General features: G+C 70.9%; 20 protein-coding genes and 1 pseudogene. 10 read left to right on the forward strand and 11 right to left on the reverse strand.

What is annotated here, in order from left to right; all coding sequences use genetic code 11:
- Positions 1-68: 68 nt before the first annotated feature.
- A complete protein-coding gene (locus ABZV42_RS29150) occupies positions 69-545 on the reverse strand; it encodes a hemerythrin domain-containing protein (protein ID WP_355984850.1) in 477 nt (158 codons plus the stop codon).
- A 48-nt stretch (positions 546-593) separates the two neighbouring features.
- Positions 594-1877: a NarK/NasA family nitrate transporter gene (locus ABZV42_RS29155; protein ID WP_356054304.1), complete on the reverse strand. Its 1284-nt coding sequence runs from the start codon at positions 1875-1877 to the stop codon at positions 594-596.
- Between the two features lie 247 nt (positions 1878-2124).
- Here ABZV42_RS29155 and ABZV42_RS29160 point away from each other — a divergent pair, with 247 nt between their 5' ends.
- Positions 2125-2547 (forward strand): pyridoxamine 5'-phosphate oxidase family protein, encoded by a 423-nt coding sequence (locus ABZV42_RS29160; protein WP_355984854.1) that lies wholly within the window; start codon positions 2125-2127, stop codon positions 2545-2547.
- Positions 2548-2674: 127 nt separating this feature from the next.
- Here ABZV42_RS29160 and ABZV42_RS29165 read toward each other — a convergent pair whose 3' ends face one another.
- From ABZV42_RS29165 to ABZV42_RS29190, 6 genes are all read right to left on the reverse strand, one after another.
- Positions 2675-3751 (reverse strand): hypothetical protein, encoded by a 1077-nt coding sequence (locus ABZV42_RS29165; protein WP_356054306.1) that lies wholly within the window; start codon positions 3749-3751, stop codon positions 2675-2677.
- Between the two features lie 200 nt (positions 3752-3951).
- Positions 3952-4398, reverse strand: a complete 447-nt coding sequence (locus tag ABZV42_RS29170; protein ID WP_356054308.1) for a hypothetical protein — start codon at positions 4396-4398, stop codon at positions 3952-3954.
- Positions 4398-7022 (reverse strand): multicopper oxidase domain-containing protein, encoded by a 2625-nt coding sequence (locus tag ABZV42_RS29175; protein WP_356054311.1) that lies wholly within the window; start codon positions 7020-7022, stop codon positions 4398-4400. Before ABZV42_RS29175 ends, ABZV42_RS29170 begins: the two co-directional genes overlap by 1 nt.
- The gene (locus tag ABZV42_RS29180; RefSeq protein WP_355984859.1) at positions 7015-8280 is read right to left on the reverse strand and encodes a TIGR04053 family radical SAM/SPASM domain-containing protein; all 1266 of its coding nucleotides are present in this window, start codon (positions 8278-8280) and stop codon (positions 7015-7017) included. The genes ABZV42_RS29175 and ABZV42_RS29180 overlap by 8 nt, the downstream gene beginning before the upstream one ends.
- Before the next feature lie 368 nt (positions 8281-8648).
- Positions 8649-9152, reverse strand: coding sequence for a hypothetical protein (locus tag ABZV42_RS29185; RefSeq protein ID WP_356054313.1), 504 nt, complete (start codon positions 9150-9152; stop codon positions 8649-8651).
- 105 nt (positions 9153-9257) lie between these two features.
- The gene (locus tag ABZV42_RS29190; RefSeq protein ID WP_356054315.1) at positions 9258-10091 is read right to left on the reverse strand and encodes a DUF2249 domain-containing protein; all 834 of its coding nucleotides are present in this window, start codon (positions 10089-10091) and stop codon (positions 9258-9260) included.
- Positions 10092-10501: 410 nt separating this feature from the next.
- Between ABZV42_RS29190 and ABZV42_RS29195 the strand changes: the two genes are divergently transcribed.
- The 5 genes from ABZV42_RS29195 to ABZV42_RS29215 all read left to right on the forward strand — a co-directional run bounded on the left by ABZV42_RS29195 (position 10502) and on the right by ABZV42_RS29215 (position 17957).
- Positions 10502-14200: a nitrate reductase subunit alpha gene (locus tag ABZV42_RS29195; RefSeq protein ID WP_356054317.1), complete on the forward strand. Its 3699-nt coding sequence runs from the start codon at positions 10502-10504 to the stop codon at positions 14198-14200.
- A 1-nt stretch (position 14201) separates the two neighbouring features.
- Entirely contained in the window at positions 14202-15758 is a 1557-nt protein-coding gene (gene narH, locus ABZV42_RS29200) for a nitrate reductase subunit beta (RefSeq protein ID WP_355984865.1), read from the forward strand.
- Entirely contained in the window at positions 15755-16546 is a 792-nt protein-coding gene (gene narJ / locus ABZV42_RS29205; protein WP_355984867.1) for a nitrate reductase molybdenum cofactor assembly chaperone, read from the forward strand. The genes narH and narJ overlap by 4 nt, the downstream gene beginning before the upstream one ends.
- A complete protein-coding gene (narI, locus tag ABZV42_RS29210; protein WP_355984869.1) occupies positions 16543-17325 on the forward strand; it encodes a respiratory nitrate reductase subunit gamma in 783 nt (260 codons plus the stop codon). Before narJ ends, narI begins: the two co-directional genes overlap by 4 nt.
- A gap of 83 nt (positions 17326-17408) precedes the next feature.
- A complete protein-coding gene (locus ABZV42_RS29215; protein WP_356054319.1) occupies positions 17409-17957 on the forward strand; it encodes a vitamin K epoxide reductase family protein in 549 nt (182 codons plus the stop codon).
- A 77-nt stretch (positions 17958-18034) separates the two neighbouring features.
- On the opposite strand, the pseudogene ABZV42_RS29220 reads toward ABZV42_RS29215, so the two are convergent.
- Both ABZV42_RS29220 and ABZV42_RS29225 read right to left on the reverse strand, forming a co-directional pair.
- Positions 18035-18263, reverse strand: a pseudogene (locus ABZV42_RS29220) (pyridoxamine 5'-phosphate oxidase family protein); the annotation flags it as partial.
- Between the two features lie 262 nt (positions 18264-18525).
- Complete coding sequence (locus ABZV42_RS29225; protein ID WP_355984873.1) at positions 18526-19212, reverse strand: hypothetical protein; 687 nt, start codon at positions 19210-19212, stop codon at positions 18526-18528.
- 1013 nt (positions 19213-20225) lie between these two features.
- Between ABZV42_RS29225 and ABZV42_RS29230 the strand changes: the two genes are divergently transcribed.
- From ABZV42_RS29230 to ABZV42_RS29245, 4 genes are all read left to right on the forward strand, one after another.
- Positions 20226-20864, forward strand: coding sequence for a hypothetical protein (locus ABZV42_RS29230; RefSeq protein ID WP_356054321.1), 639 nt, complete (start codon positions 20226-20228; stop codon positions 20862-20864).
- 654 nt (positions 20865-21518) lie between these two features.
- Positions 21519-21980, forward strand: a complete 462-nt coding sequence (locus tag ABZV42_RS29235; protein ID WP_356054322.1) for an SRPBCC family protein — start codon at positions 21519-21521, stop codon at positions 21978-21980.
- Positions 21981-22267: 287 nt separating this feature from the next.
- Complete coding sequence (locus ABZV42_RS29240; protein ID WP_356054324.1) at positions 22268-22804, forward strand: DinB family protein; 537 nt, start codon at positions 22268-22270, stop codon at positions 22802-22804.
- 296 nt (positions 22805-23100) lie between these two features.
- Positions 23101-23397 carry a hypothetical protein gene (locus ABZV42_RS29245; RefSeq protein WP_355984881.1) on the forward strand — a complete coding sequence of 99 codons (297 nt, stop codon included), beginning with the start codon at positions 23101-23103 and terminating at the stop codon, positions 23395-23397.
- 136 nt (positions 23398-23533) lie between these two features.
- Here the strand turns inward: ABZV42_RS29245 and ABZV42_RS29250 are convergent, their stop codons facing one another.
- Positions 23534-23923 (reverse strand): hypothetical protein, encoded by a 390-nt coding sequence (locus ABZV42_RS29250; RefSeq protein ID WP_356054326.1) that lies wholly within the window; start codon positions 23921-23923, stop codon positions 23534-23536.
- Positions 23924-24072 lie beyond the last annotated feature (149 nt).

Below are 24072 nucleotides of genomic sequence, written 5' to 3' on the forward strand. Positions count from 1 at the left end.
CCGCACCCCGGACACGCGGATGCCGCATCCGCGTGATCTGCTCCCGACGGGGCGGGAGCCCGTCCCGGTCAGGCGGTCGGCCGGACCAGTGCACCGCCCGCCTCGCCGCGCACGGCCTCGACCGCCTCCCAGTCCTTGGTGCTCAGGTTCGCGAGCGCGGCCGGGAAGACACCGTCCTGCTCCTTGAGGATGTGATCGCGCAGCATCCCCATCGCCTCCATCAGCCGGTCCGGCCAGGACGGGTCCGCGGGCGTGACACCGTCCGCGGCCTCTGCCAGCACGGACTCGATACGGCGGTGTTCCACCTCCAGGGCGGCGATCTGCTCGGGGAAGTCTGCGGCCAGGGCGGGGAACAGGCCGTGTTCCTCCACCCGGGTGTGCGGGCCGAGCACGGTCACGATCTCCCGGGCGACGTCCGCCATCCGGGCCGCGCCGCCCTCCCGCCGGGCCGGGCGGAGGTGGCTGATCAGGCGGACGACCTCGTCGTGCTCGCGGGTCAGCTCGTCGATCGACGCCAGGGACTGGCAGCCGCAGTACTCACACACCGGTCTTCTCCCTTTCCTTCGATACCCGTGGGTCTCGTTCGATACCCGTTACGCGGCCTGGCCGGTGACGCGGTGGTCGTCCTGGCGCACGGTGACCGGCTTGCCCTCGGCGGCTTCCACCGCGGCGCGGACGCCGGTGAGGGTGTAGACCAGGGCAGCGGCGGCCACGATCGCGAGCAGGGCGAGACCGGCCGCGTACGTCCCGTACGCGCCGTACAGCGTGCCCATCACCAGCGGCGGCAGGAAGCCGCCCAGTCCGCCCGCGGCGCCGACCACACCGGTGACCGAACCGACCTTGTTGGCCGGGGTCAGCAGCGCCACCAGGGCGAAGGTCGCCCCGCTGGCCGCGCCGAGCGTGGCCGCCATGGCGAGGAAGGCGATGGTCCCCACCGGTGCCAGCGCCGGGGTGGCCGACTGCGCGAGCGCTCCGACCACGACCACGGCCAGCGAGCCGGCGAGTATCCGGACCGGACCCAGCCGGTCGGACAGCCAACCGCCTATCGGGCGCATCGCCACCGCCAGCAGCACGAAGCCGGCCATGCGGTTCGCGGCGTCCGCCTGGGTCAGGCCGTAGCCGGTCTTGAGGTAGGTCGGCAGGTAGACCGAGAAGGCGACGTACCCGCCGAAGGCCACCGCGTAGAGCGCGGACGCCTGCCAGGTGACGCTCAGCCGGGCGGTGGCGGCCAGCCGACGGGCCAGGGACTCCGTCGGTACGGTGCGGCCCGGTGCGTCGCGCAGCAGCAGCGCGGCGACGACGGCGTACAGGGCCAGGACCACGGCGGTGATCAGGAACGGTGTCGCCATGCCGTGCGCGTCGACCAGCTTCACGGTGGTCAGGGCGCTGATGGCCGTGCCGCCCATGCCGGCGCCGAAGATGCCGATGGCCAGGCCTCGTCGCTCGGGCGGGAACCAGGCGTTCACCAGGGGCACGCCGACGGCGAAGGTGGTGCCGCCGATACCGAGGAAGAACCCGCCGATCAGCAGCGCCGCGAGGGAGGAGTGCCCGACCAGGCCGAGGTAGAGCACCGGCACGATGGTGACCGCCGACACGATCGGGAACATGATGCGACCGCCGTACCGGTCCGTCAGCGCGCCGACCGGGATACGGCCAAGGGAGCCGACCACGACGGGCACCGCCACCAGCAGCGACTGCTCGAACGACGACAGATCGAGGGTGTCCTTGAACCGGGGGCCGAGCGGGCTGACCAGCGCCCACGCCCAGAAGTTCACGGCAAAGCCGACGGTGGCCAGGGCCAGCATCTGCCACGCCTGCCGGGACACCGGGGCGCCCGAGGGCGAGCTGACTCTCTTCGACTTCAACGGCTGGACCATGCTGTCCGTCCCTTCCCTCTCACCATGGTGCCGCGGCACCGGAATCGCGCTGGCGTCACAGGCTTCTCGCCGGTGGGCCGGATCCCCACGATCCGCCCCCGTACCTCCCGGCGTCATGGGCCATGGGTCCCTGCCTCCGGGTCGGACAGTCCCCGATCCGGACCCGGCCGTACAGCCGTAAGGCCCTGCCCCGGTGTAGGGCCGACCGGCCCTACACGATCGCGGTGCGTTGAGGGACGATGGCCCGATGTCCCGGTTCGATGCGTTTCACCAGCTCGACCGGCAGGAGTGCGTACGCCTCCTGGCCAAGGTTCCGGTCGGCCGTGTCGTCCACACCCGGCAGGCGCTGCCCGCGGTCCTTCCTGTCAACTTCTGTCCGGACGCGGACGCCTCCGTGCTGCTGCGCACCTCGTCGGACTCGGATCTCGCCCGCGCCATCGACGGCGTCGTGGTCGCTTTCGAGGCGGACGAGTTCGATGCGCGCACCCGGTCCGGCTGGAGCGTGGTCGTCACCGGACAAGCCACCGTCGTGACGGACCCCGCCGATCACGAGCGGCTGTCGCAGGCCGAGCCGGCTTCCTGGATGCCCCTGCGGAACACGGTGTTCGTGCGGATCGAATCCGAGATGGTCACCGTACGCCGGCTCCGCGAAGAACACGGCGCGCGGTGACGGCACAGTCCGCGGCGGCGCCGGGGCTTCTGCCGCCTGCCGCCCGGACGGGACACGCGCGGACCGGTGCCCCGTCGGCATGCGCGGACCGGCGCCTGCCGACGGGGCATGTACGGACGTGGCGGAGTCAGCCCGTCGGCCCGGTCCGCGTATCGGTCCACGTATCAGGCCGTGTCCCAGGCCGTGCCCCGGTCCCCATGTGAGCGGCGTTCTTCTCCGGCCCGGTGACGGATCCCGGTGCGGTATCCGCGCAGGCGCGGGGGGTACGGCCCCCGTCCATGCCGTATCCGAAGCGGATCAGCATCTGCGGACCGCACCACAGCTTCGATCCGGTCATCGCCTTCCGCAGGTCCGGCCACTCCATCGCCTGGTGCAGCATCGAGGTACGCACCCCGTACCGGGTCGCCGTGAGCAGCACCCGCTCCAAGGCCTGCCCCGCCCTGAGCCAGTCCACCCGCCGGTCGTGGGACGTCCACAGCAGGGCCACCTGGGCGTGGCGTTCGAAGCGCAGGGCGGGCAGCCGCGGCACGGACAGCCCAGCGGTGAAGTCCCGCACCGGCATCCGGCCGGACACGTCCCTCGGGCCCAGAATTGTGACCGGAATGCCGTAGGAGGCGTCGCCTCCCGGAGCGGTGAGCCAGCGGCGCGCCTCGTCCGTGCGAGCCGGGTCGGCGGCGTTGCGGGCCTCGGCCGCCTGCGTCAGACGCAGCAGACGCCGGGTCCCGATGATGTCGGGGACATCCAGGTACGCGCCCTCGGCCCGGGCCGAGCTGATCATCTCGATCACGATCGGTTCCGGCACCGGGCGGCCGGTGAACGGCATCCTGCTCGTGTGGCGCCGCTCGACCGCTTCGTACAGATCGCACAGGGGCGACGGCCCGTCCGCGACAGTCCGGGCAAGCCGCACCGTGGCGAGCAGGTCCGGGTCGTCCGCGGCGGGGCACAGCCTGACGATCGGATCCCAGCCCAGGTGCTCAGCGGCCACCCGGAGGTTGAAGACGGCCGCGCCCACCGACAGGTACTGGGCGCGCAGCAGGGGATCGGTCCGCGGAAGCCGCCGCCCTCGGTCGAGACGGACCTGGATCAGTGCGGTGTGCGGGTTCAGGCCGAACCGCCAGGGTTGTGTGTTGTGAATCGACGGCGCCGCCACCGCCGCGGCCAGCAGGGCATGAACCGTTGCGGCGTCGACCTTCCGGGTCTGCATCGAGGCTCCTTCGGACAATTCTCCTTCGTGCCACCAACCCTGCGCCGCCGACCAGCTCGGGAACGGGGGTTGACCGGCCCATACCGCGGGCCATACGGCCCCGATCGGCGAGGAGGACACGGGCAGGACTCTCGACGGCCGCAGCGGTCGCGGTCGCCAACGGCACTCGCGCCTCCGGCGAACGAGCGGCGTGGGTCGGCTCAGGTGCTGGGCAGCGCCGTGGCGAGCAGGATGATGCCGAGGGAGCCCACGAGAGAGACGACCGCCAGGGACCGGGCCAGGTCCGAGCGGCCCTTGGCGTGGGCGATGCCGTGTCCAGCCGCGGCGATCATCACCACGGCGAAGAGGACGAGTTTGGCCGCGAGGGTGCGGCCGTAGCCGGGTTCGGCGAGCGAGGCCCAGGTGACGCCCCTGTGCCAGGCCATGGCCCATCCCGTGCACAGTTGCACCGGCAGGAACACCGCCCCGGTCAGCATCCCGAACCGGCGCCCGGCCGCGGCGGTGAAGCGGTCCTTGGCCTCGGGGGCGAGCCGACGACGGGCCAGCGGCAGAACCACCAGGGACAGGGCCAGTTGCCCGCCGACCCACAGGACGGCGCCCGTGACATGCGCGAAGCGCACCAGGGACCACCAGCCGACGGTGTCCATCAGTCGCTCACCTCCACCATGCCGTGCGCGCCGGCCTCGGCGTGGCGCATGTCGTGGTCGACGAAGGCGTAGTGGCCGGCCTCGGGGAACGTCGTCTCGACGAAGCCGCCCTGCGCCGTGGCCAGGTCCAGCACCTGCGAGCTGCCCGCCTGGTCCGGCCGGAGCAGGTAGGCGCCCTCCTTGTACACGGTGTCGAAGACGGTGCCGACGATGTGGAAGGCGATGCCGTCGCTCGGCCCGGCGGCGACCACCCAGAAGCGGGCTCGTTCGCCGGTCTTCGCCTTCAGGGGCCGCTGGGTGTACTGGTTGGCAATGCCGTTGAACACCCAGGCGTCCGGGGTGTTCTGACGCATCTTCGTCACCTGGGCGGTGCTGCCCGGCGTCCCAAGATACAGCTCGGAGGAGACCAGCACGTACTCGTGGTCGGCCTTCTTCAGGCCGGGCGGGTCGATGACGACGGCGCCGTACATGCCGTTGCCCATGTGCTGGAGCATCGGCGCGGTGCTGCAGTGGTAGAGCCAGGCTCCGGCCCTGTCCGCGCGGAAGCGGTAGACCAGCCGCTCGCCCGGCTGGATCGTGCGCATGGGCTTGTCGGGGGCGAGGGAGCCGGCATGGAAGTCGATGCCGTGGCCCATGCCGGTGTCGTCGTTGACCAGGGTGACCTCGAAGACGTCGCCGACCTTGCCGTGCAGGGTGGGGCCCGGCGCGGTGCCGCCGAAGGTCCACATCTGCTGCTTCACGCCCGGGGCCACCTCGATCTCGGTGTGACCGGCGTGCAGTTCGGCCTCGTGCAGCGTGCCGCCGGGCGCCGGTGCCAGCTCCGCGTCGCGCGGTCGCCAGCCGGCGGAGAAGGCGGCGGAGAGGTCCAGGCCTCCGTCGGTGGCGGCCGCCGAGGTGTGTCCCTCGTGGCCGGCCGGCATGTCTCCCTCGTGTCCGGTGCCGTCCGTCGCCATGGCGTCCTTCTTCACGACGATGTCCAGGGTCATCCCGGCCGCCCGGTGACCCGGCAGGGTGCACCACGCCTCGCGGTCCGAGGTGACCGCTCCGACGTGGAGCACCCGGCTGTGCCCCTTGGCGAGCATCGGGGTGGCGGGGCCGTCCTCCACCACGAGGTCGTGCCGCTGGGAGTCGGTGTTGGTGACTTTCAGCCGCAGGTCGGTGCCCGCGGCGACCTCGATCCGGGCCGGGCGGATCCGCATGTCTGCCAGGGTCACGGCGACGGTACGGGTGGCTCCCGAACCCCCGCCCGCCGGCCCGGCGGCGACGTCCGGACCGCCGGTGCCGCCACCGCTGTTCGCCATCAGCACGGCCAGCACGGTCACCACGGCACCCGCGGCGGTACCCCACAGCACCGGGTGCCGTGCCGATCCGGCCCCGCGCAGGAGACCGCGGCCGCTGCGGACGAGCACGGCCACGGCCAGGGCGAGGAACGCGGCCCCGGCCGCCCCGGCGAGGAGCACTCCCGCGGTGCCGACGGGGTGGGGCAGCGGCAGCGCCAGGAGGGCGACGCCCAGGTTGAGGGCCGTCAGCCGCACCTGCCAGCAGCGCTCCAGTACCGCCCGCAGTGCGGCCCGGTCCTTCGGGCCGCGGGAGAGCACGACGGGGAGGAGGTAGGTCAGGGCCCCGACGAGCACCTGTGCGACGAGCCCGACGAGCAGCACGGGGACCAGGGCCCCGATGTCGTCCCGCACGGCGGCCAGTGGCCGCGCGGCCAGGAGCCCCAGGTCCACGACCACGCCGACGACCAGCCATCCCATGGCCGCGGCCAGCATCCACGCGGCGGCCGCCGAGACCGCGGGCCTCCTGCGCACCGTACGGGCGAACAGGTGCCCGGTGACGGCGACTCCGGCCGCGTAGAGGGCCATGCCGAGTGCGGCGGCGGGACGCCGTCCGGCCGAGAGGCCGGCGACCGCGGTCAGCAGTCCGCCCCCGGTAAGCATCAGCACCCGCCGGGCCAGCCGGGTGGTGTGCTCGGCCATCCGCACGCCCAGGACGGTGGGCCAGAGCATGAACAGCGTGCCCAGCACGGGCAGTCCGATCCACCCGAGGAGCGTGACGTGCACGTGGGCCAGCTTCAGCCCGGTGTAGTGCTGCGGACCGGGCCTGCCGGTCGCCAGCAGCCAGCCCAGGACCGCGCCGACCACCAGCGCCGCCGCGGCGGCCCGGTAGTAGTCGGCAATCGGGGCGAGCCGTCCGCCCAGCGCTCCCCGCCCCATGCGGACCAGCACCATCAGGTGCGCGACGATCGCGGTGACCAGCAGCGCACATCCGGCACCGGTCAGGACGGGCAGGTCCGCCCACACTCCGGTGAGGACGCCCACGACCCCGAGGTTGACGCCGGCCAGCCGGGCGTTGCTCCACCACCGGTCGGGCGGCGGGGTGTGGAGCATGGCGACCGTGAAGTGCTCGCTCCACACCACGATCGCGGTGGTCGCGGCGCCGAGCAGGAACAGGTGGATCGCCAGCCAGCGGGCCACCGGCAGCGTCTGCTGGGCGCTCGCCGCCAGCAGGGCGAGCCCCGCCCAGGCCGCGACCAGGGCGTGGGCGGCCAGATGCCGGCCGCGTTGACCGGACGCCTTGAATCTGCTGGGCGGACGGGCACCGTCGGCAGCGGGGTCATCCATGGTGCTGCTCGTTGCCGCCGGGGGCGGCGGTCGGACGGGGACGAACAGGCGGGGTCGCGTGGCCGACGCCGGCCGACAGCGCGGCCAGCTCCCGCTGGTAGGGGAAGGACCCGGGGACGTAGCCGCACCACGGCTCCTCGGCGTACGGGTCGCCGGTGACACCGTAGGCGCGAGAACGGGAGCCGCCGCAGACCCGGCGGAACTCGCACGCCCCGCACCTGCCGCCCAGCCGGTCGGCGTCGCGCAGACCGGTGAACAGCTCGGAGGCGCGGTAGATCTCCGTCAACGGCCGCTCGCGTACGCTGCCCGCGCCGAGCGGCAGGAAACCGCTGGGGTGGACGGAGCCGGTGTGGGAGACGAAGACGAAACCGCGGCCCGCGTTGACGTCGAGCGGCGGTCGCCGCACCCGGCGCACCGCGGTGTCCAGGCCCAGGTCGGCGGCCCGGTCGCGCAACTGCCTGTACAGCGGGCCGAGTCCCAGCACCGCGAGATGGTCGTCGCCCTTGTCCGCGAGGATCCGGCGCTGCAGCGCGACCCGGCGGAAGTGGTGGGCCTCGGTGGTCTTGGCGGGGACGGTCAGGCCCACGTCGTAGACGAAGTTGAGAACGTCCTCGACCTCGTCGGGCGTCAGCACGCCGAGGCTGCGGCCCCGGCCGGTGGGTACCAGGAAGAAGGCGCTCCACAGCATCGCCCCGTGCTCGGCGACCAGGCGGACGATGTCGGGGAGGTCGTGCAGATTGTGCCGGGCGACCGTGGTGTTGATCTGTACCTTCATGCCGAGGGCGCGAGCCGTGTCCCAGGCGTCCAGGGTCCAGCGGAACACTCCGGGCACCCCGCGGAAGTCGTCGTGGAGTTCGGCGGTGGAACCGTCCAGGCTGAGGGAGAGCCCGGAGGCGCCCGCGGCGTGCACGGCGCGCAGTCGCTCCTCGGTGAGCGTCGGGGTGCCGGAGGGGGAGACGGCGACGCGGACCCCGGCTTCCCTGCCGTACGCGATGAGGTCCGTCAGGTCGGGACGCTGGAACGGGTCCCCTCCGGTGATCACGAACAGGGGGGCCGGCTGCCCGAAGGCGGCCACCTGGCGCAGCAGATCCCGCGCGGCGGCGGTGTCCAGCTCCCACGGGTCGCGGTCGGGCACGGCTTCGGCACGGCAGTGGAGGCAGGCCAGCGGGCAGGCGCGGGTGGACTCCCAGATGACGATGAAGGGCCGCTCCCCCGCGTCGTGCCTCTGGTGGCGGATGACGTGCGTGGCGGCGCTCATCGCGCGGTCCTTCCCTGCGTCCCGAGGCTGTGTCCGGCCGCCCTGGAGTCAGGGCGGACGAGGCGGGCGGCCGGACGGTGACCGGGCCGGACCGGGCGCGGCACCCATCGTGAGCGGCGGCGATGGGACCGGCCTTGAAGGCCGGTGATGTGGTCGTGCACGGTATTCCTCCGGATCGGTCGCCGTCAGCAGCCAGCGGCGGCGGTGGTCGGGGCGGCGGCCGAAGGTCTTCTCGAACGGGGCCGACGGTCCCTTTTCGCGACGGGCGCACGGGGCCGATGGCCCCTTTCGCGACAAACGCACAGTTCCGGACAATTAGCCAGAAAGGCGGCATGGGTCTGGTCCCGGGCGGGCGGGCCGCCGTGTGTTCAGGGACGGTTCGGGGAGCGGGGCGTCAGGGCGTCCGCGGTGGCGACCAGTGCGACGCCCAGACCGGTCAGTGCGGCGCCCAGACCGGCGACCAGGGTCGTGATCTGCCATGCCTGGTAGGCGGACATCAGCGAGGCGCGCAGGGACTGGCCCATGAACGCGGTCTGGCGCAGTCGGGAGAGTTGCTCGTCCTCGCCGCCGGCGGCGTGCAGCTCCGCGGTGATCTCCGCGTAGGTGCGGCCGCCGGTGGCCCGGACGAGATTGCCCTTGATGAACTCGGCGTAGGCGTGCGCCTCGGTGCCCGTTTCCACAGGGTGCCCGGCGTAGGCCTCGAGTTCGGCGGGCAGCCCCCGGTCGGGGAAGGTGATCTTCTGGGCGGCCAGTTCGGTACGGATCTCATTCCTGCCGCCGCGGGCGCGCACCAGCATGACCGGCCCGGCCACGATCAGAGCAATGCCTACCGTCCCGAGCAGGGTGCCGGCCCGACGGTGTGTTCCGTCCATGGCGTGTCTTCCTTCTTTCCTCGTGAGCCCGCGGGTGCGGCGGGTGCGTGCACCCGCCGGCCCGAGCGATGCCCGGCCTCTGCCGGGAGGTGGGGTGGCGCCGCGTCAGGGGTGACTGAGCCGCAACCGCCAGGCTTCGGGGCCGCGCTCCAGGTACTCCACCGAGAAGATCCCGGGGTTGCGCTGCTCGATCTGCGCGAGGAGCGGCAGCGGGTCGTGCGGGGCGATCAGCACCATCGCGGTGCCGGCCGGGACTGCGTCGAGAGCGCCGAACACGGTGGCGTGGCGCAGGGCATGCGGGACCTCCCGTACATCCAGCTCGGGCTCCGCCGCCTCCTCGGCGCCGCCGCAGCCGCACACTCCGCCGCAGCCGCCGCTCTCCTCGACCGGTTCTTCCCGCATGTCCTGTCCCTTCTCGGTGTTCCGGTTCTCGTGGGCGCTCCTGGCGGACGTGTCGTCCGTGAGTCGCCGGTGGGTGTCCGCGAGCAGTTCCGCGAGCGACACCCCGGGTGTCATGGCGAGCAGCGGCAGCACGATGCCGTTCTCCTTGGCCAGATGCTCCTCGAAGAGCACTTGCAGGGCTCGGGCGTCGGCCGCCGCGCCCACCGGGGTGGGCGCGGCGCGCAGGGAGTCGACGAGCGCGGCCAGACAGCGGTGTTCGCCGATCAGGCTCTCGACGAGCAGGCGGGCCTCGGGCATGGCGTGGGCGGCCGGGTAAAGGTCCAGCTCCTCGGCTTCGGCGTGCGGCAGCAGCGACCGGTCGCAGAATGCCGCGAGGCCGAGACGGATCTCCTCGGCGCCGCCCCGGTCCCGGTCCACGGCTGTGAGCAGCATCCTCACCCGCCCGGCCAACTCCCCGGCCAGGCGGGCATGATGCATCGCGGCGGCTTCGAGAGCCTTGGCGTCCTCGGGGGCCGAGGCGAGGGTGAGCACACTCATGACGGTCTCCAGCGGGTCGGCGGTCGGCTCTGCCGGCCGGTTCGGGTGGCGATGGCATCTTGGGGTCCGGTGCCGGGGAGGGCTGACGCCGCGTCCGGCCGCGGTGGGGCGGCTGGACGCACGGCCGAACCGGGGCGACGCGGGCCCGTTCGCGGTGCGCCTGCGGTGACGGGGGACGAAGGAGTGGTCGCCTGGCAGGCACACGATGCGAGGGTCCGGACGAAAGCCCGTCCGCGGTTCGGTCGATGCCCAGCATGCAACTGCGGACACACCCGACCTGCTGGCCGACCGGACCCGGCACCGGGACCGTTCGGCCCTATTGCGGCCTTCCGGAGTGGGCCGGTAGGCCGTCCGGTAGGGACCGCCGGACCCAGGTACGCCGAGGTCCGGGCCACCTAGCGTTCCGGTCCATGGAGAGCGATCAGAACGTACGAGGGCAGACGTCGCGCGCTGGTGAGGACTGGCCGCTGGCCGCCCGGCGATTGCTCACCCGCCGTGAGGTGTCGGCCGACGGCCGCGCCGTGTTCGGCGAGGGCGACCCGAAGTGGGAGGGTTTCTACCGCGACCGGTGGGCGCACGACAAGGTGGTGCGTTCCACGCACGGGGTCAACTGCACGGGTTCCTGCTCGTGGATGGTGTATGTAAAGGACGGCATCATCACCTGGGAGCACCAGGCCACCGACTATCCGTCGATCGGCACGGACTGCCCCGAGTACGAACCGCGCGGCTGCCCGCGCGGAGCATCGTTCTCCTGGTACACGTACTCCCCCAGCCGGGTCCGCTACCCGTACGTGCGCGGCACACTGCTGAAACTGTGGCGCGAGGCACGCAAGCGGCTCGGCGACCCGGTCGCCGCCTGGGCGGAGATCACCTCCGACCCGGCGAAGGCGCGCGCCTACAAGCGGGCCCGCGGCAAGGGCGGTCTGGTGCGCGCCGACTGGGACGAGGTGAGCGAGCTGGTCGCCGCCGCCCACGTCCACACGGTCAAGGCGTACGGTCCGGACCGCGTAGCGGGCTTCTCGCCGATCCCGGCGATGTCGATGGCGTCGTTCGCGGCCGGCACCCGGTTCATGTCGCTGATCGGCGGAACTCTGCTGTCGTTCTACGACTGGTACGCCGACCTGCCGATCGCCTCCCCGCAGGTCTTCGGCGACCAGACCGACGTCCCCGAGGCCGCCGACTGGTGGAACGCCGGCTACCTGGTGATGTGGGGCTCCAACATCCCCGTCACCCGCACGCCCGACGCGCACTTCCTCACCGAGACCCGCTACAACGGCACGAAGGTCGTCGCGGTCAGCCCCGACTACGCCGACAACGTCAAGCACGCCGACGAGTGGCTCTCCCCGCACCCCGGAACGGACGGGGCGCTGGCCATGGCCATGGGCCACGTGATTCTGCGAGAGTTCCTGATCGACCGCGAAGTGCCCTACTTCCAGGAGTACTTGAGGACTTTCACGGACGCGCCGTTCCTGGTGACCCTGCGCGAGCACGAGCAGGGGCTGGTCCCGGACGGGTTCCTGACCGCGGCCGACCTCGGGCACGACGAGGAGAACGCCACTTCCAAGACCGTGCTGCTGGACAGCGCGAGCGGTGAACCCGTCGTGCCGAACGGTTCGCTCGGCTACCGGTGGGGAGAGACCGGCGCGGGCCGCTGGAACCTCGACCTCGGCGATGTCGTACCCGAGTTGAGCCTCCTGGAGCGGGCCGAGGACAGGGTCGCCGTCGCACTGCCCCGGTTCGACGAGGGAGCCACCGAGGGTGGTTCGGTGATGGTCCGCGGGGTTCCCGTCCGCAGGATCGGCGGGCGGCTGGTGACCACGGTGTTCGATCTGATGCTGGCCCAGTACGGCGTGGCCCGCCCGGGACTGCCGGGCACCTGGCCCTCGTCGTACGAGGACGCGTCCGAGCCGTACACGCCGGCCTGGCAGGAGACGATCACCTCGGTCCCGGCCGAGCAGGCGGCCCGGATCGCCCGGGAGTTCGCCCGCAACGCCGAGCGCACACGCGGCCGTTCGATGATCGCGATGGGCGCGGGCACCAACCACTGGTTCCACTCCGACACCATCTACCGGGCCTTCCTGGCGCTGACCACCATGACCGGCTGCCAGGGCGTCAACGGCGGCGGCTGGGCGCACTACGTCGGGCAGGAGAAGGTCCGCCCGGTCACCGGGCAGCAGCACCTGTCGTTCGCCTTCGACTGGCAGCGGCCCACCCGGCACATGGCCGGCACCTCGTACTGGTACCTCAACACCGACCAGTGGCGCTACGAGGCCATCGGGCCGGACGAGTTGGCGTCGCCCCTGGGCGAGGGACGCTTCGCGGGCAAGTCCACCGCCGACTGCCTGGCCCAGGCGATCCGCATGGGCTGGACCCCTGGTCACCCCGGCTTCAACCGCAACCCGCTCGACCTCACCGACGAGGCTGCCGCCGCCGGGCGACCCGTCGCCGAGCACATCGTCGACGAACTCAAGTCCGGGCGGCTGAGGTTCGCCGCGGAGGACCCCGACGACCCGGCCAACTTCCCCCGCGTACTGACTGTCTGGCGGGCCAACCTGCTGGGCTCCTCCGGCAAGGGCAACGAGTACTTCCTGCGCCATCTGCTGGGCACGGACGCGGCGGTCCGCTCCGAGGAGACCCCGCCCGAGGCACGCCCCAAGGACGTGGTGTGGCGGGAGGAGGCCCCCGAGGGCAAGCTCGACCTGCTGGTCACCATGGACTTCCGGATGACCTCGACCAGCCTGCTCTCCGACGTCGTCCTGCCGGCCGCCACCTGGTACGAGAAGGACGACCTGTCCAGCACGGACATGCACCCCTTCGTGCACGCCTTCACCCCGGCCATCGCCCCGCCCTGGCAGGCCCGCACCGACTACGACACGTTCCTGACCATCGCCGACAAGTTCAGCGAACTGGCCGGTGAGCACCTCGGCACCCGTACCGACGTCCTGGCCGTACCTCTGCTGCACGACACCCCCGACGAACTCGCCCAGCCCGGCGGGTTCGTACGGGACTGGAAGGCCGGCGAGTGCGAGCCGGTCCCCGGCCGGACCATGCCCAAACTCGTCGTCATCGAGCGCGACTACGCGGCGGTGGCGCAGAAGATGCGCGCCGTCGGCCCGCTCCTCGACACGCTGGGCACCACCACCAAGGGCGTCACCGTCCACCCGGACCAGGAAATCGAGGAACTGCGCCACCGCAACGGGACCGTCCGGGACGGAATCGCCGCCGGGCGCCCCTCGCTGGCCACCGCCTCCGACATGTGCGAGGCGATCCTCGCCCTGTCCGGCACCACCAACGGTCGCCTGGCAACGGAGGGCTTCCGCGAACTGGAACGGCAGACCGGCAGCAAGGGTCTCGTGGAACTCGCCGCCGAACGGGAGGGCGAGCGGATCACCTTCGCCGACACCCGCACCCAGCCCCGCGCCGTGATGACGTCGTACGAGTGGTCGGGCAGCGAGGCAGGCGGGCGCCGCTACTCCGCATTCGTCATCAACACCGAGCACAAGAAGCCCTGGCACACCCTCACCGGACGGCAGCACTTCTTCGTCCAGCACGACTGGATGGCCGAATTCGGCGAGCAACTCCCGGTCTACCGGCCGCCGTTGAACACACCTCGGCACTACGGCGACGATCAACTGCACGAGGAGGGCCGGGCCGAGGTCACGGTCCGCTATCTGACCCCGCACTCGAAGTGGTCCATCCACTCCAACTACCAGGACAACGCCCACATGCTGGCGCTGTCCCGGGGCGGCCCGGTCATCTGGATGTCCACCGCCGACGCCGAGAAGATCGGCGTCAAGGACAACGAGTGGATCGAGGCGTACAACCGCAACGGTGTCGTCGCCGCCCGCGCCGTGGTCACCCACCGCATGCCCGAGGGCACGGTGTACATGTACCACGCCCAGGACCGCAACGTGAACGTGCCGAAGACCGAGGTCAGCGGCAAACGCGGCGGCATCCACAACTCCCTGACCCGCCTGCTGATCAAGCCCACCCATCTGGCGGGCGGCTACGCCCAGTTCACGTACGCCTTCAACTACTACGGCCCGACCGGCAACCAGCGCGACGAGGTCACGGTCATCCGCCGTCGCTCGCAGGATGTGGAGTACTGACATGCCCCGTGGCGAAGCCACTATCGGACGCGTGATGGCTCAGATCGCGATGGTGATGAACCTCGACAAGTGCATCGGCTGCCACACCTGTTCGGTCACCTGCAAGCAGACCTGGACCAACCGCACCGGTGTCGAGTACGCCTGGTTCAACAACGTCGAGACCAAGCCCGGCGTCGGCTACCCGCGCCGCTACGAGGACCAGGAGCAGTGGAAGGGCGGCTGGATGCTCGACAAGCGCGGGCGCCTCGTCCTGCGCTCCGGAGGCCGCCTGAAGCGGCTGCTGTCACTGTTCTCCAACCCCGACCTGCCATCCATCGAGGACTACTACGAGCCGGTCACCTACGACTACGACAACCTGGTCAACGCCCCGGCGGGCCCGGACATGCCGGTTGCCCGCCCCCGCTCGGTCCTCACCGGAAAACCCACCGCCATCACCTGGGGCGCCAACTGGGAGGACGGCCTCGGTGGCGCGGGCGAGAACGCCGGCGCCGACCCCAACCTCACCGGGGAATGGGCCGCGAAGGTGAAGTTCGAGTTCGAGCAGACCTTCCTCTTCCACCTCCCCCGCCTGTGCGAGCACTGCCTCAACCCGGCCTGTGTGTCGGCGTGTCCGTCCGGCGCGATGTACAAGCGGGTCGAGGACGGCATCGTCCTGGTCGACCAGGACCGCTGCCGCGGCTGGCGGATGTGCGTGACGGCGTGCCCGTACAAGAAGGTGTACGTCAACCACGCCACCGGCAAGGCCGAGAAGTGCACCTTCTGCTTCCCGCGCATCGAGGCCGGGCAGCCCACCGTCTGCTCCGAGACCTGTGTCGGACGCCTGCGCTACCTCGGCCTGCTCCTCTACGACGCCGACCGCGTCGGCGAGGCCGCGGCCACCCAGGACGAGAAGGACCTGCTGGACGCCCAGCGCGGCGTCTTCCTCGACCCGCGCGACCCCCAAGTCATCGCGGCGGCACGGGAGGCCGGCATCCCCGAGGACTGGCTGGACGCCGCCCGCCGCTCTCCGGTGTACGACCTGGTCATGCGCTACAAAGTGGCGCTGCCACTGCACCCGGAGTACCGGACTCTGCCGATGGTCTGGTACGTGCCGCCGCTCTCTCCCGTGCTGGACGCCGTGGACGCGGCGGGCGGGAACCAGGACGACCCCGACCATGTCTTCGCCGCCGTCACCCGGCTGCGCATCCCGCTGGAGTACCTGGCGGAGCTGTTCGCCGCCGGGGACGCGGACGTGGTCGGCGGAGTGCTGATGAAGCTCACCGCGCTGCGCTCCTACATGCGCGAGCGCACCCTGGGCGAGGACGGGGACGAGGCCGTGCTCAAGGCCGTCGGCCTCACCGCCCGGGAGGCCGAGGACATGCACCGGCTGCTCGCGGTCGCGAAGTATGCCGACCGCTATGTCGTCCCGGCCGCGCACAAGGAGGACGCGGCCGCGCTGACCGCGATGGAGAACCGCTGCCCGGTCGAATCGTCCGACACCGAGCAGGACGCCGGGGGTGGACGGGTGATGCTCGGGATCCCCACCCTGCGCCGCAAGAACACCGGAGACCGACCATGAGCCCCCTGCCCGCCGGCATTCCCGCCCTGGTCCGCACCCGCGTACGGGCGGCCGTACGCCGCCCGGTCCGGCTCACGCCCGAGGAGGCCGAGGCGCGCACGCTGCTGCTGCGCCTGTGCTCGCTCCTGCTCCAGTACCCCGACGCCGAACTCACCACCGCCCGGCCGGTCCTGACAGCCGCCGTCAGGGCGCTGCCGCCCTCACCCGCCGCCGAGCACCTCACCTCCTTCAGCGCCTGGCTCACCGCCGAGGAGACGGATGCCCTGGAGCGCCACTACGTCGAGATGTTCGACCTGCGCCGCAAGAGCAGTCTCTACCTCACCTACTACCTGCACGGCGACACCCGCCGCCGCGGCATGGCCCTGCTCACCCTGAACCAGCGATACAAGGCTGCCGGCTGGGACACCGACGGGGGTGAACTGCCCGACCACCTCCCGGTCGTGCTGGAGTTCGCCGCCCTCACCGGCCCCGGCGCGGGCGAGGCGCCCCTGCGTCAGCACCGACGGGGACTGGAGCTGATCCACCAGGCGCTGACAGACGCCGACTCCGCGTACCGGCACGTGCTGGGAGCGCTGCTCACCCTGCTTCCCCCGTCCACCGAGGCGGACCGGGCTGCGGTAGCCCGGCTGGTCGCCGAGGGCCCGCCCAACGAGGACGTCGGCCTCGACCCCTACGGGACCTACGGGGAGGGGGAGTTCGCCCCTCCGGGCACGTTCGTGCCCCCGGTGTCCGCCCCGCCGACCCGCGTGCCGCCCCACCCGACCAGCCTTATGGAAGGCCCCCGATGAACGCCCCGCTCCTCCCCGTGGCCGCCACCTCCGTCAGCGGCGCCGATCTGCTCCTGTGGGTCGCGATCCCGTACATCTGTCTCGCGGTGTTCGTGGTCGGGCACATCTGGCGCTACCGGCAGGACCAGTTCGGCTGGACCTCCCGCACCAGCCAGCTCCTCGAACACCGCTGGCTGCGCTGGGCCAACCCACTGTTCCACCTCGGCGCCTTCATGGTGATCGGCGGACATGTCGTGGGGCTCGCCGTCCCCGACTCGTGGACCGAGGCCGCGGGCATCTCCGAGCACATGTACCACACCACGGCCGTCTGGGCGGGCTCGGTGGCGGGCGTCGCCATGGTCACGGGCCTCGGCATGCTGTGCGCCCGACGGCTGCTGACCCGGCGGATCCGGCTGGGCACCGACCGCAGCGACAAGCTCCTCTTCCCGCTGCTGTCCGCCACCGTGCTGCTGGGCATCTCCGCCACCGCCGCGCACAACGTCTTCGGCCCCGGCTACGACTACCGCTCCACCATCTCCGTCTGGTTCCGCGGCCTGTTCACCCTCCAACCGCAGCCGGAAGCGATCTCCGGGGCTCCGATCCTGTTCCGACTGCACGCCCTGACCGCCTGCCTGCTCTTCGCCGCCTGGCCCTTCACCCGCCTCGTCCATGTGTGGAGCGCGCCGATCGGGTACCTCACCCGGCCCTACCTGGTCTACCGCAGGAGGGCTACGTCGACGGCAGCCCTCACGGCCGCGGGCCGGACCCGGTCGGCCTCCAACTCCCGGCGTGCCGTGTGAGCCACGGTCCCGCACTCTCGGCGGAGTCCACGACCGCCGGGAGCACGCACCCAGCGGGCGCCGGCCGCCGAACGGGCCTGGTCTTGCTCCTCACCGGGATCGTCGGCTGGCTCGCCTCCTTCCAGCTCACCGTGGACGACTGGCGGCTGCTCCGCGACCCCTCCTACCGACCGCCGTGCAACATCAGCCCGGTCGTGAGCTGCGGCAGCGTCATGTCCAGTTCGCAGGGCAGCCTGTTCGGCTTCCCCAACATGCTGCTCGGGCTCGGCGCCTTCGCCGCCGTGGCCGCCCTGGGCATCGCCGCCCTCACCGGCACCCGCCTGCACCGCGGACTCTGGCTCGGGCTGGACGCCGGGGCGCTGATGGGCGTGGTGTTCGTCCACTGGCTGATCGCGCAGTCGCTCTACGAACTCAACAAGCTCTGTCCCTATTGCGCTGTCGTGTGGATCTCCACCATCGCACTGTTCTGGTACGTCACATTGCACTGCCTGGAGCAAGGAATCCTCCCCGCACCGCACCACGTACTGGTGGTCGTCCGCGACACCCACTGGATGCTGCTCGGCGCCTGGTACGGGGTGATCGCGCTGCTCGTCCTCACCCGCTTCTGGCCGTACTGGAGCAGCCTGCTGTGACCGACCCGGCATCGGCCTCGAAGTCGACCAGACGCTCCTCCTCGCCCTCGCAGGCGAGGCCGCGCACGGCGCGGAGTTCAAGAAGAGAGTTGCAAGCCGTACAGGCCGCGGCCACCGACGAGTCGGCGCCCGGTGACCAACTCCGACTCGATGCGCCCGAAGACCTCGCGTGGCGCCGACACCCACGAACGCGGACCCGTCCACAGAAGCCGTGCGTGCTCGGCGGGATCGGTGACCAGGTTCCGCCACACCGGTGACGACACCGCTCCAACCTGAATCGGAGGCGGCGTCGACCTCGTCCGCCTCCAGGGTGAACCGTTCCGGGCACCGTGCCGGCCAAGTGGCGACAAAAGTACGCCCTGTTCACCGCGCCCTGGCAGGAAGCCTGGGCCGGATTGCGTGGTCAGAACGAGGGCGGCAACGGCAACCTCAAGAAGTCCGCCCTCGACAGCATCGACAATCCCCGGTTCCACCTGCCGCACGGACGTGTCGCGCAGGCATGTCCTGTTTTTGCAGGTGAGAGGTACAGCACCCGGAGCGCCACCGCACCAACCCCTCACCGAGCCGATCACACGACCCGAAGGCTCCAGGAACGACGAAAAACCGGTGAGTCATATGACTCGACCGGTAATTCGTGAACGTGCCAGGGACCAACTCGTGAACGTCCCACCGCTTTCGGTGAACGTCCCTTATGGCTTGCGTCAGTTCGGGACGAGTGAGACGAGAACGGGATGATCGAGCACGTCGTGGCAGGAGCGAAGGCCGTGGGACGCGCCGTTCGGGGGTGCGGCGGCATCCTGCGGTATCCGACGGAACGGCTCCACGCACGTACAGCGGTGCAGATCGAGCGTGAGCGCAACGCGCACACTGTCGCGGTCCTTTTGAGCGTGAGGGCACGGATCTCGGTTGTGCGCAGGGCGTCGAAGGCGAGCAGGGCGGTGACGGCGGCGCGGGCCGGGTCGGGTGAGGTGAGGGCCTCGCGGATGGGGTCGAGGTCGGCCGGCAGCGGGATGCCGCGGTAGAGGGTGCCGACCCGCAAATTGACGGCGGGGTTGCGGAGTGCGCCGTGGTGGGTGTGCAGGAAGGCGAACACGGTACGCAGGGCGGAAGCGGCATTGGTGTAGTCGTTGCCCGTCAGGTGGCAGGCGTCGAGTTCCTGGCGGAGTTGGGTGGCACTGACGTGGGTGAGGTCGCTCGGGCCTACCGCGGCGAGGCGGGTGAGGACGGGCACGGCGAACTGCAGGTGGTGGCGCATGATGGCCGGGACGGGCCAGGCTGCGGGGCGGGTCGGTTCGGCCGTGCAGGCGGGTGGTGAACCAGTGGGCGAGCTGGCCGGTCATGACCTCGGACAGAGCCGCCGTGGTGCGGGCGAACGAGACCTCGATCGTCTGGGGCAGGTCGTCCTCGAGGAAGCTGTGGGCGGTGAGGAACTCGCGCCGCAGGCGGGATGCAAGGTTTTTTACCCGACAGTTGGTGGAGCAGGCTGGCCGGCACCGGGCCGCCGGGGGTGTACTCCCGAACGATTACGGAAAGCAATATTTTCATATTGAACATCCCGCGCCCGTGTCTGCTTCAGTCATGACAGGAATGGAGCGCGTTCATGTAGGCCGAATGAACGATCGTCCTTCACATCCTCGGACACGCCCAGCGCGAGCGCCTGGTTGTGGTCGCGGTGCACCGGATCTACTTGTCGGCTCATGCCGGGCGCAGGCACCCGGACGGCACCTGGCCGTCGGATACGACCCGCCACAGGCTCCCGCCGCCGCTCTCGCGGTACTGCGACGGTCCCGGCCGACGGCGACGATGCACGACCGCACCCGCTCGCCCCGGGCGGAACCGCACGATCGGCGAACGTGTCGTCGCGACCGGTCCCTCGTTCCGCGTCGGCCTGCGCACCGCCACCTTCTGGACCGCCCGCCACGTCGACGTACACAGTGCGGCAGCGGTCGGCGGAGCAGCGGACAGGGCGGTCACGAGGACGGCGACGACGGCGGCCGCAACGCTGAGCAGACGTCTAGCCGGATGCATGACTATCGTTCCCGTGCGTCGACGTCACGCCCGCGCGCGATGGCCGTTACGCCACGTTGAAGGTCCGCGACATCGCCGAGACCGGTGCTCAGGTCGACCCGAAGGCAGCGGCCCTGGCCTCCGCTGAACCGGGCCGCGTTTCCCTGCTTGCCATGAGCGATCTCACCGCCGTACATTCCCTGCACCCGGCTTGTCCGGCCGCTTCGACTATCCCCTTTGAGCACATGAGGAGCGCCCGGTATGACGGGTGTAATGGCGGTCTCAGGCGGCACCGCATCCGGCAAGTCCACCCTTGCCGAAGCCCTGTCGCTGCAGTGTCCCGAGAGCGTGGCGCTGATCCATCTGGACGACTACTACGTGCCCGCGCACGACACCCTGAGGGGTGTGTGGACAGTCAGTGCCGACGGGCACACCGTCCTCGACTGGAACCATCCGGGGTCGATCGACGAGACAGCGGTGACACACGCCATCGACGCGGCGCTGCGGCGCCCCGGCGTGCTGCTGGTGGTGGTCGAGGGCCTGTTCGCGCTGTCACTGCCGTCCGTGGTCCGGCGAGCGGCGTGGCGGGTGTACGTCGACACCCCCGACGACATACGCCTGGCCCGCAAGATCCTCCGGAAGATCGAGATGCAGCGGCAGGACCCCCGGCTGTCCCTGCGCAACTATCTCCAGACCGGCAGGGACCGCCACGCAGCCCACGTCGCGCCCTCCCGGGCAGCAGCCGATCTGGTCGTCGACGGGACCGCGAGCGAGGCGGAGATGCTGGCGGCCGTCATGCCGCTGATCGGGCAGACCCTCGCGCCGCCGCCGGCGCCCTCGCGCGCACGGGGGGTGCGCGGTGTGACCCGTACCCCCGGGGTCCCGGTGTTCGCGCTGTGACGTGCCCCGGGGCACCGGCCCCGGCGAGCGACGCCGCGTGATGACGCGTCCGGCAACACGGCCCAACCCCCGGCGGGCTCTCAGGCGAATCGCCACCGATCCAGTTCACCTGCGGCGGCCAGGCGAACCACAGGAGCGACATATGGCGGGATCAGGACAAGACCCGCATCCAGGTTCCCTTCCCCTTCCCCCGGCACCCGCGTGGGCGTGCCCTCCGAGATGCACCACGACGGCGCCTTCTGCGAACCACGCACCACCGGAACAGCCACCGCAGACCGCTCAGCCTTGATGAAGGACATAGAGGTACCGCCGCCCGCGGATACGCGAGCGAGCCGGGACCACCTGGTCCGGACTCGCGGGCTGTTCGGGGCGCGGCTGCCACAGATCGAACTCGGCGGCCCTGCCGGCGGCGGTCGGCACACAGCGCGTCGGCCCGGCCGGCGGCGGTCGGCACCATCGCGTCGGTCACCAGATCGTCGCGCTGCGCGACGGCCGCAGGTGCTGACCCGCGCGCATAGGGCAGGATCGAATCGTGAGGCCCGAGATCTCGAAATACGGATCCGGTGCATCCGCTCAGCGTTCCTGTCGGGAAGACGTAGGAACCTCCCGTACTCCTGAAGTCAGCCGCTGCGGTCTCCGCGAAAGGGACCTTCCATGGTCGAAGTCGAACGCACGCTCACCCTGCACCACCCCCTTCCGGACGTGGTGGCCTACCTGGCCGATTTCTCGCACGCCCAGGAATGGGACCCGGGCACGGTCAGCTGCCGTCCGGCCAGAGCCGGCGCCCCCGTCGCCAAGGGCGCTGAATGGCTCAACGTCTCTACGTTCCGCGGACGGCGCACCGAACTCCGCTACCAACTGGCCCGGCTCGAAGACCAGCGCCTGACCTTCGTCGGACGTAATCGCACCGCCACCTCCACGGACGACCTCACCTTCCGCGAGGAGAACGGCGCCACCCGTCTCACCTACCGGGCCCGAATCGACTTCCACGGCCTGGCCCGGCTGGCCTCTCCGTTCCTGCGCGGAGAATTCGAGCGCCTCGGAGACGAGGTGGCCCACAGGATGCCGCAGGCGGTGGACCGTCACTTCGCCTCCGGCGGGGGCTCGGCGGGCTGATCCCGCCACCGCTGGTCCCGGCCGCAACCAGGCGCGGGGCAAACCTCGCCCACCTAGGGGCTCCCATCGGCGGTCTTGGCCGGTGAGAGCGAGCAGGGGCATCCAGGTCAAGAGCTTGCATCCGTGGAGGGGCGATCCCGAGGCGACATCGAGCGATCAGTTCCGATGCCAAGAGAGGTCTTCTTGGGGTACGTGCTCGTGAGGCGCCGGTAGTGACGTCGGCCAGTCCTCGGATCGTGGGCACGTAGGGACTCGAAGAAGCTTGATGACTGGTGAGGAGACTCCGCGTGAGCGACATCGTGGTCCCGAAGATCGTCCGGCCTGAGCGCACAGTATCGGGCCCGTGGCTGGAGGTGATCGCCTCGAATCTCGACTACCACCGAGCGACCTTCTTGTGGAAATGCGAAGGCCTCTCGGATGAACAACTGCGGCAACGTCCAATGCGGTCGTCGGCGCTGACCCTGCTGGGGCTCATGCGCCACCTTCAGGGAGTCGAACGTGCCTGGTTCCAGCGGACGTTGGCCGCCACGACGCCTCGCTTCTTCCCCTATCGGACCTACGTCACCGCTGACGGTGGCGAGTGGTATGACGAGTCGGACACCACGCCGGCCGGGGACGTCTACGAGGACTACCTCACGGCGTGCGAGGAGTCGCGACAGGCCTTCGCGGAGGTGACCGTCGACGTCGCACGCATCGTGCCGAACCCGGAATTCGGTGACACCGATGTGCGGTTCGTCCTTGAGCACGTGATCGAGGAGTACGCCCGCCACGTGGGCCATGCGGATCTCCTCCGGGAGGCCATCGATGGCGTCACCGGCGAGTAGCCAACCCCTGCGCCCCAAAGCATGCCTCAGCCCCGCATCCGACGACCGATTTCCGCGCGCCCGAGGTGGAAGAACCGGGGTGCCCGACGTCGCGGAACGGGTCCGACGGTGCGGCGAGAACGGCTGGGCGTTCGGGGAGAGTTGGTGTATCCGTCAGGTAGTTGTCGTGATGCCCGCACACGTCTGGCGCGGCCCGTGCATCATTGAGGACTGTGTGTCGAACTTCTCTTCGCTGTAAGCGAGTTGGCGTACGCGGTTCGGCTGAGCGGGTGGCGCCGGGGGGCGACAGGGGGGCGATGCTGACGTGGGCTGCCGTGGACGGCATTGGACGCGTCACGGCCGACGGCGACTACGAACACTGGCCCCTGCCCGCCGGAACCGATCCGCAAACCATCGTCCAAGGCCCCAATGGCGCCCGGTGGTTCACCACGGAGTCCCAGGTAGGCCGCCTCACACCGGCGGGAAAGCTCACCATGTGGCCCGCGCCGGGCGCGCGATCGCTGGGCAGCACCGTCGCCGCCGACGGCGCCTTCTGGCTCGCGGACGAGACGACGAGCGTCGTCCGCGACTTCTCACCCCCGGACGACGTCTGACGCATCGTCACGAGTCACACGTGCATCCTCAACCCGGCCTGAGGCCATGTCATGGGGGCGTGATGCACGTGCAGGACGGCGGGCCGACCGACGCCGGGAGGGCCGCGAGAGAACGACTACGGCCAAAGGCAGTGGGCTACCTCGTCGCGGTTCCCGGTACTTGGCCGCGTACTGGCATGATCCCGTGGAGCCGGCGGGGTTTGGGGGCGTCCAGCAGGGTGACGCCGTTGTAGCGGCGGCCCTGGAGGAAGAGCACGGGAGCTGCAACGAACGTGATGAAGATCGAGACGACGCTGACGGGGAACAGAGCCGGGAGCGACTGTCCCTCGGGAAGAGTGCGGCCGCCCTCGTGGACGGCATAGGCGAATGCGGCGAAGAAGACAACGACGCTCAGGGCAGCCAGGACCAGCAGGAGTGCGCTGGTCCGGCGGGTGCGGGCCTCCGTGCGGACCTCGGCCAGCAGGGAGGCGTCGCACATGGGGCAGGCCAATTCGACGCTGTGCTTGCCGGATGCCGGTCGGCGCACGCGGTACAGGCTGTCCCGCCACGTGATCCTGCGGGTTCGGGTGAGGACACCGGTTGTCCGGTCACTGAGGATGTGGCGCACCGAGACTTCCACAGTGCCTGGTATCGGTCTGTTCATGTCCTTGCAACCCCCTCCGCCGTACGCCCCTG

This window comes from Streptomyces sp. NPDC005281 (assembly GCF_040607495.1).
GTDB lineage: Bacteria > Actinomycetota > Actinomycetes > Streptomycetales > Streptomycetaceae > Streptomyces.

What these genes read in the sequence shown, in the direction of transcription:
- ABZV42_RS29235 (WP_356054322.1), top strand. Translation starts at nt 21,519, where the DNA reads ATGGTCGAAGTCGAACGCACGCTCACCCTGCACCACCCCCTTCCGGAC.
- narJ (WP_355984867.1), top strand. Translation starts at nt 15,755, where the DNA reads ATGAGCCCCCTGCCCGCCGGCATTCCCGCCCTGGTCCGCACCCGCGTA.
- narI (WP_355984869.1), top strand. Translation starts at nt 16,543, where the DNA reads ATGAACGCCCCGCTCCTCCCCGTGGCCGCCACCTCCGTCAGCGGCGCC.
- ABZV42_RS29175 (WP_356054311.1), bottom strand. Translation starts at nt 7,022, where the DNA reads ATGGATGACCCCGCTGCCGACGGTGCCCGTCCGCCCAGCAGATTCAAG.
- ABZV42_RS29225 (WP_355984873.1), bottom strand. Translation starts at nt 19,212, where the DNA reads ATGCGCCACCACCTGCAGTTCGCCGTGCCCGTCCTCACCCGCCTCGCC.
- ABZV42_RS29170 (WP_356054308.1), bottom strand. Translation starts at nt 4,398, where the DNA reads ATGGACACCGTCGGCTGGTGGTCCCTGGTGCGCTTCGCGCATGTCACG.
- ABZV42_RS29190 (WP_356054315.1), bottom strand. Translation starts at nt 10,091, where the DNA reads ATGAGTGTGCTCACCCTCGCCTCGGCCCCCGAGGACGCCAAGGCTCTC.
- ABZV42_RS29185 (WP_356054313.1), bottom strand. Translation starts at nt 9,152, where the DNA reads ATGGACGGAACACACCGTCGGGCCGGCACCCTGCTCGGGACGGTAGGC.
- ABZV42_RS29155 (WP_356054304.1), bottom strand. Translation starts at nt 1,877, where the DNA reads ATGGTCCAGCCGTTGAAGTCGAAGAGAGTCAGCTCGCCCTCGGGCGCC.
- ABZV42_RS29230 (WP_356054321.1), top strand. Translation starts at nt 20,226, where the DNA reads ATGACGGGTGTAATGGCGGTCTCAGGCGGCACCGCATCCGGCAAGTCC.
- ABZV42_RS29160 (WP_355984854.1), top strand. Translation starts at nt 2,125, where the DNA reads ATGTCCCGGTTCGATGCGTTTCACCAGCTCGACCGGCAGGAGTGCGTA.
- narH (WP_355984865.1), top strand. Translation starts at nt 14,202, where the DNA reads ATGCCCCGTGGCGAAGCCACTATCGGACGCGTGATGGCTCAGATCGCG.
- ABZV42_RS29245 (WP_355984881.1), top strand. Translation starts at nt 23,101, where the DNA reads ATGCTGACGTGGGCTGCCGTGGACGGCATTGGACGCGTCACGGCCGAC.
- ABZV42_RS29195 (WP_356054317.1), top strand. Translation starts at nt 10,502, where the DNA reads ATGGAGAGCGATCAGAACGTACGAGGGCAGACGTCGCGCGCTGGTGAG.
- ABZV42_RS29165 (WP_356054306.1), bottom strand. Translation starts at nt 3,751, where the DNA reads ATGCAGACCCGGAAGGTCGACGCCGCAACGGTTCATGCCCTGCTGGCC.
- ABZV42_RS29180 (WP_355984859.1), bottom strand. Translation starts at nt 8,280, where the DNA reads ATGAGCGCCGCCACGCACGTCATCCGCCACCAGAGGCACGACGCGGGG.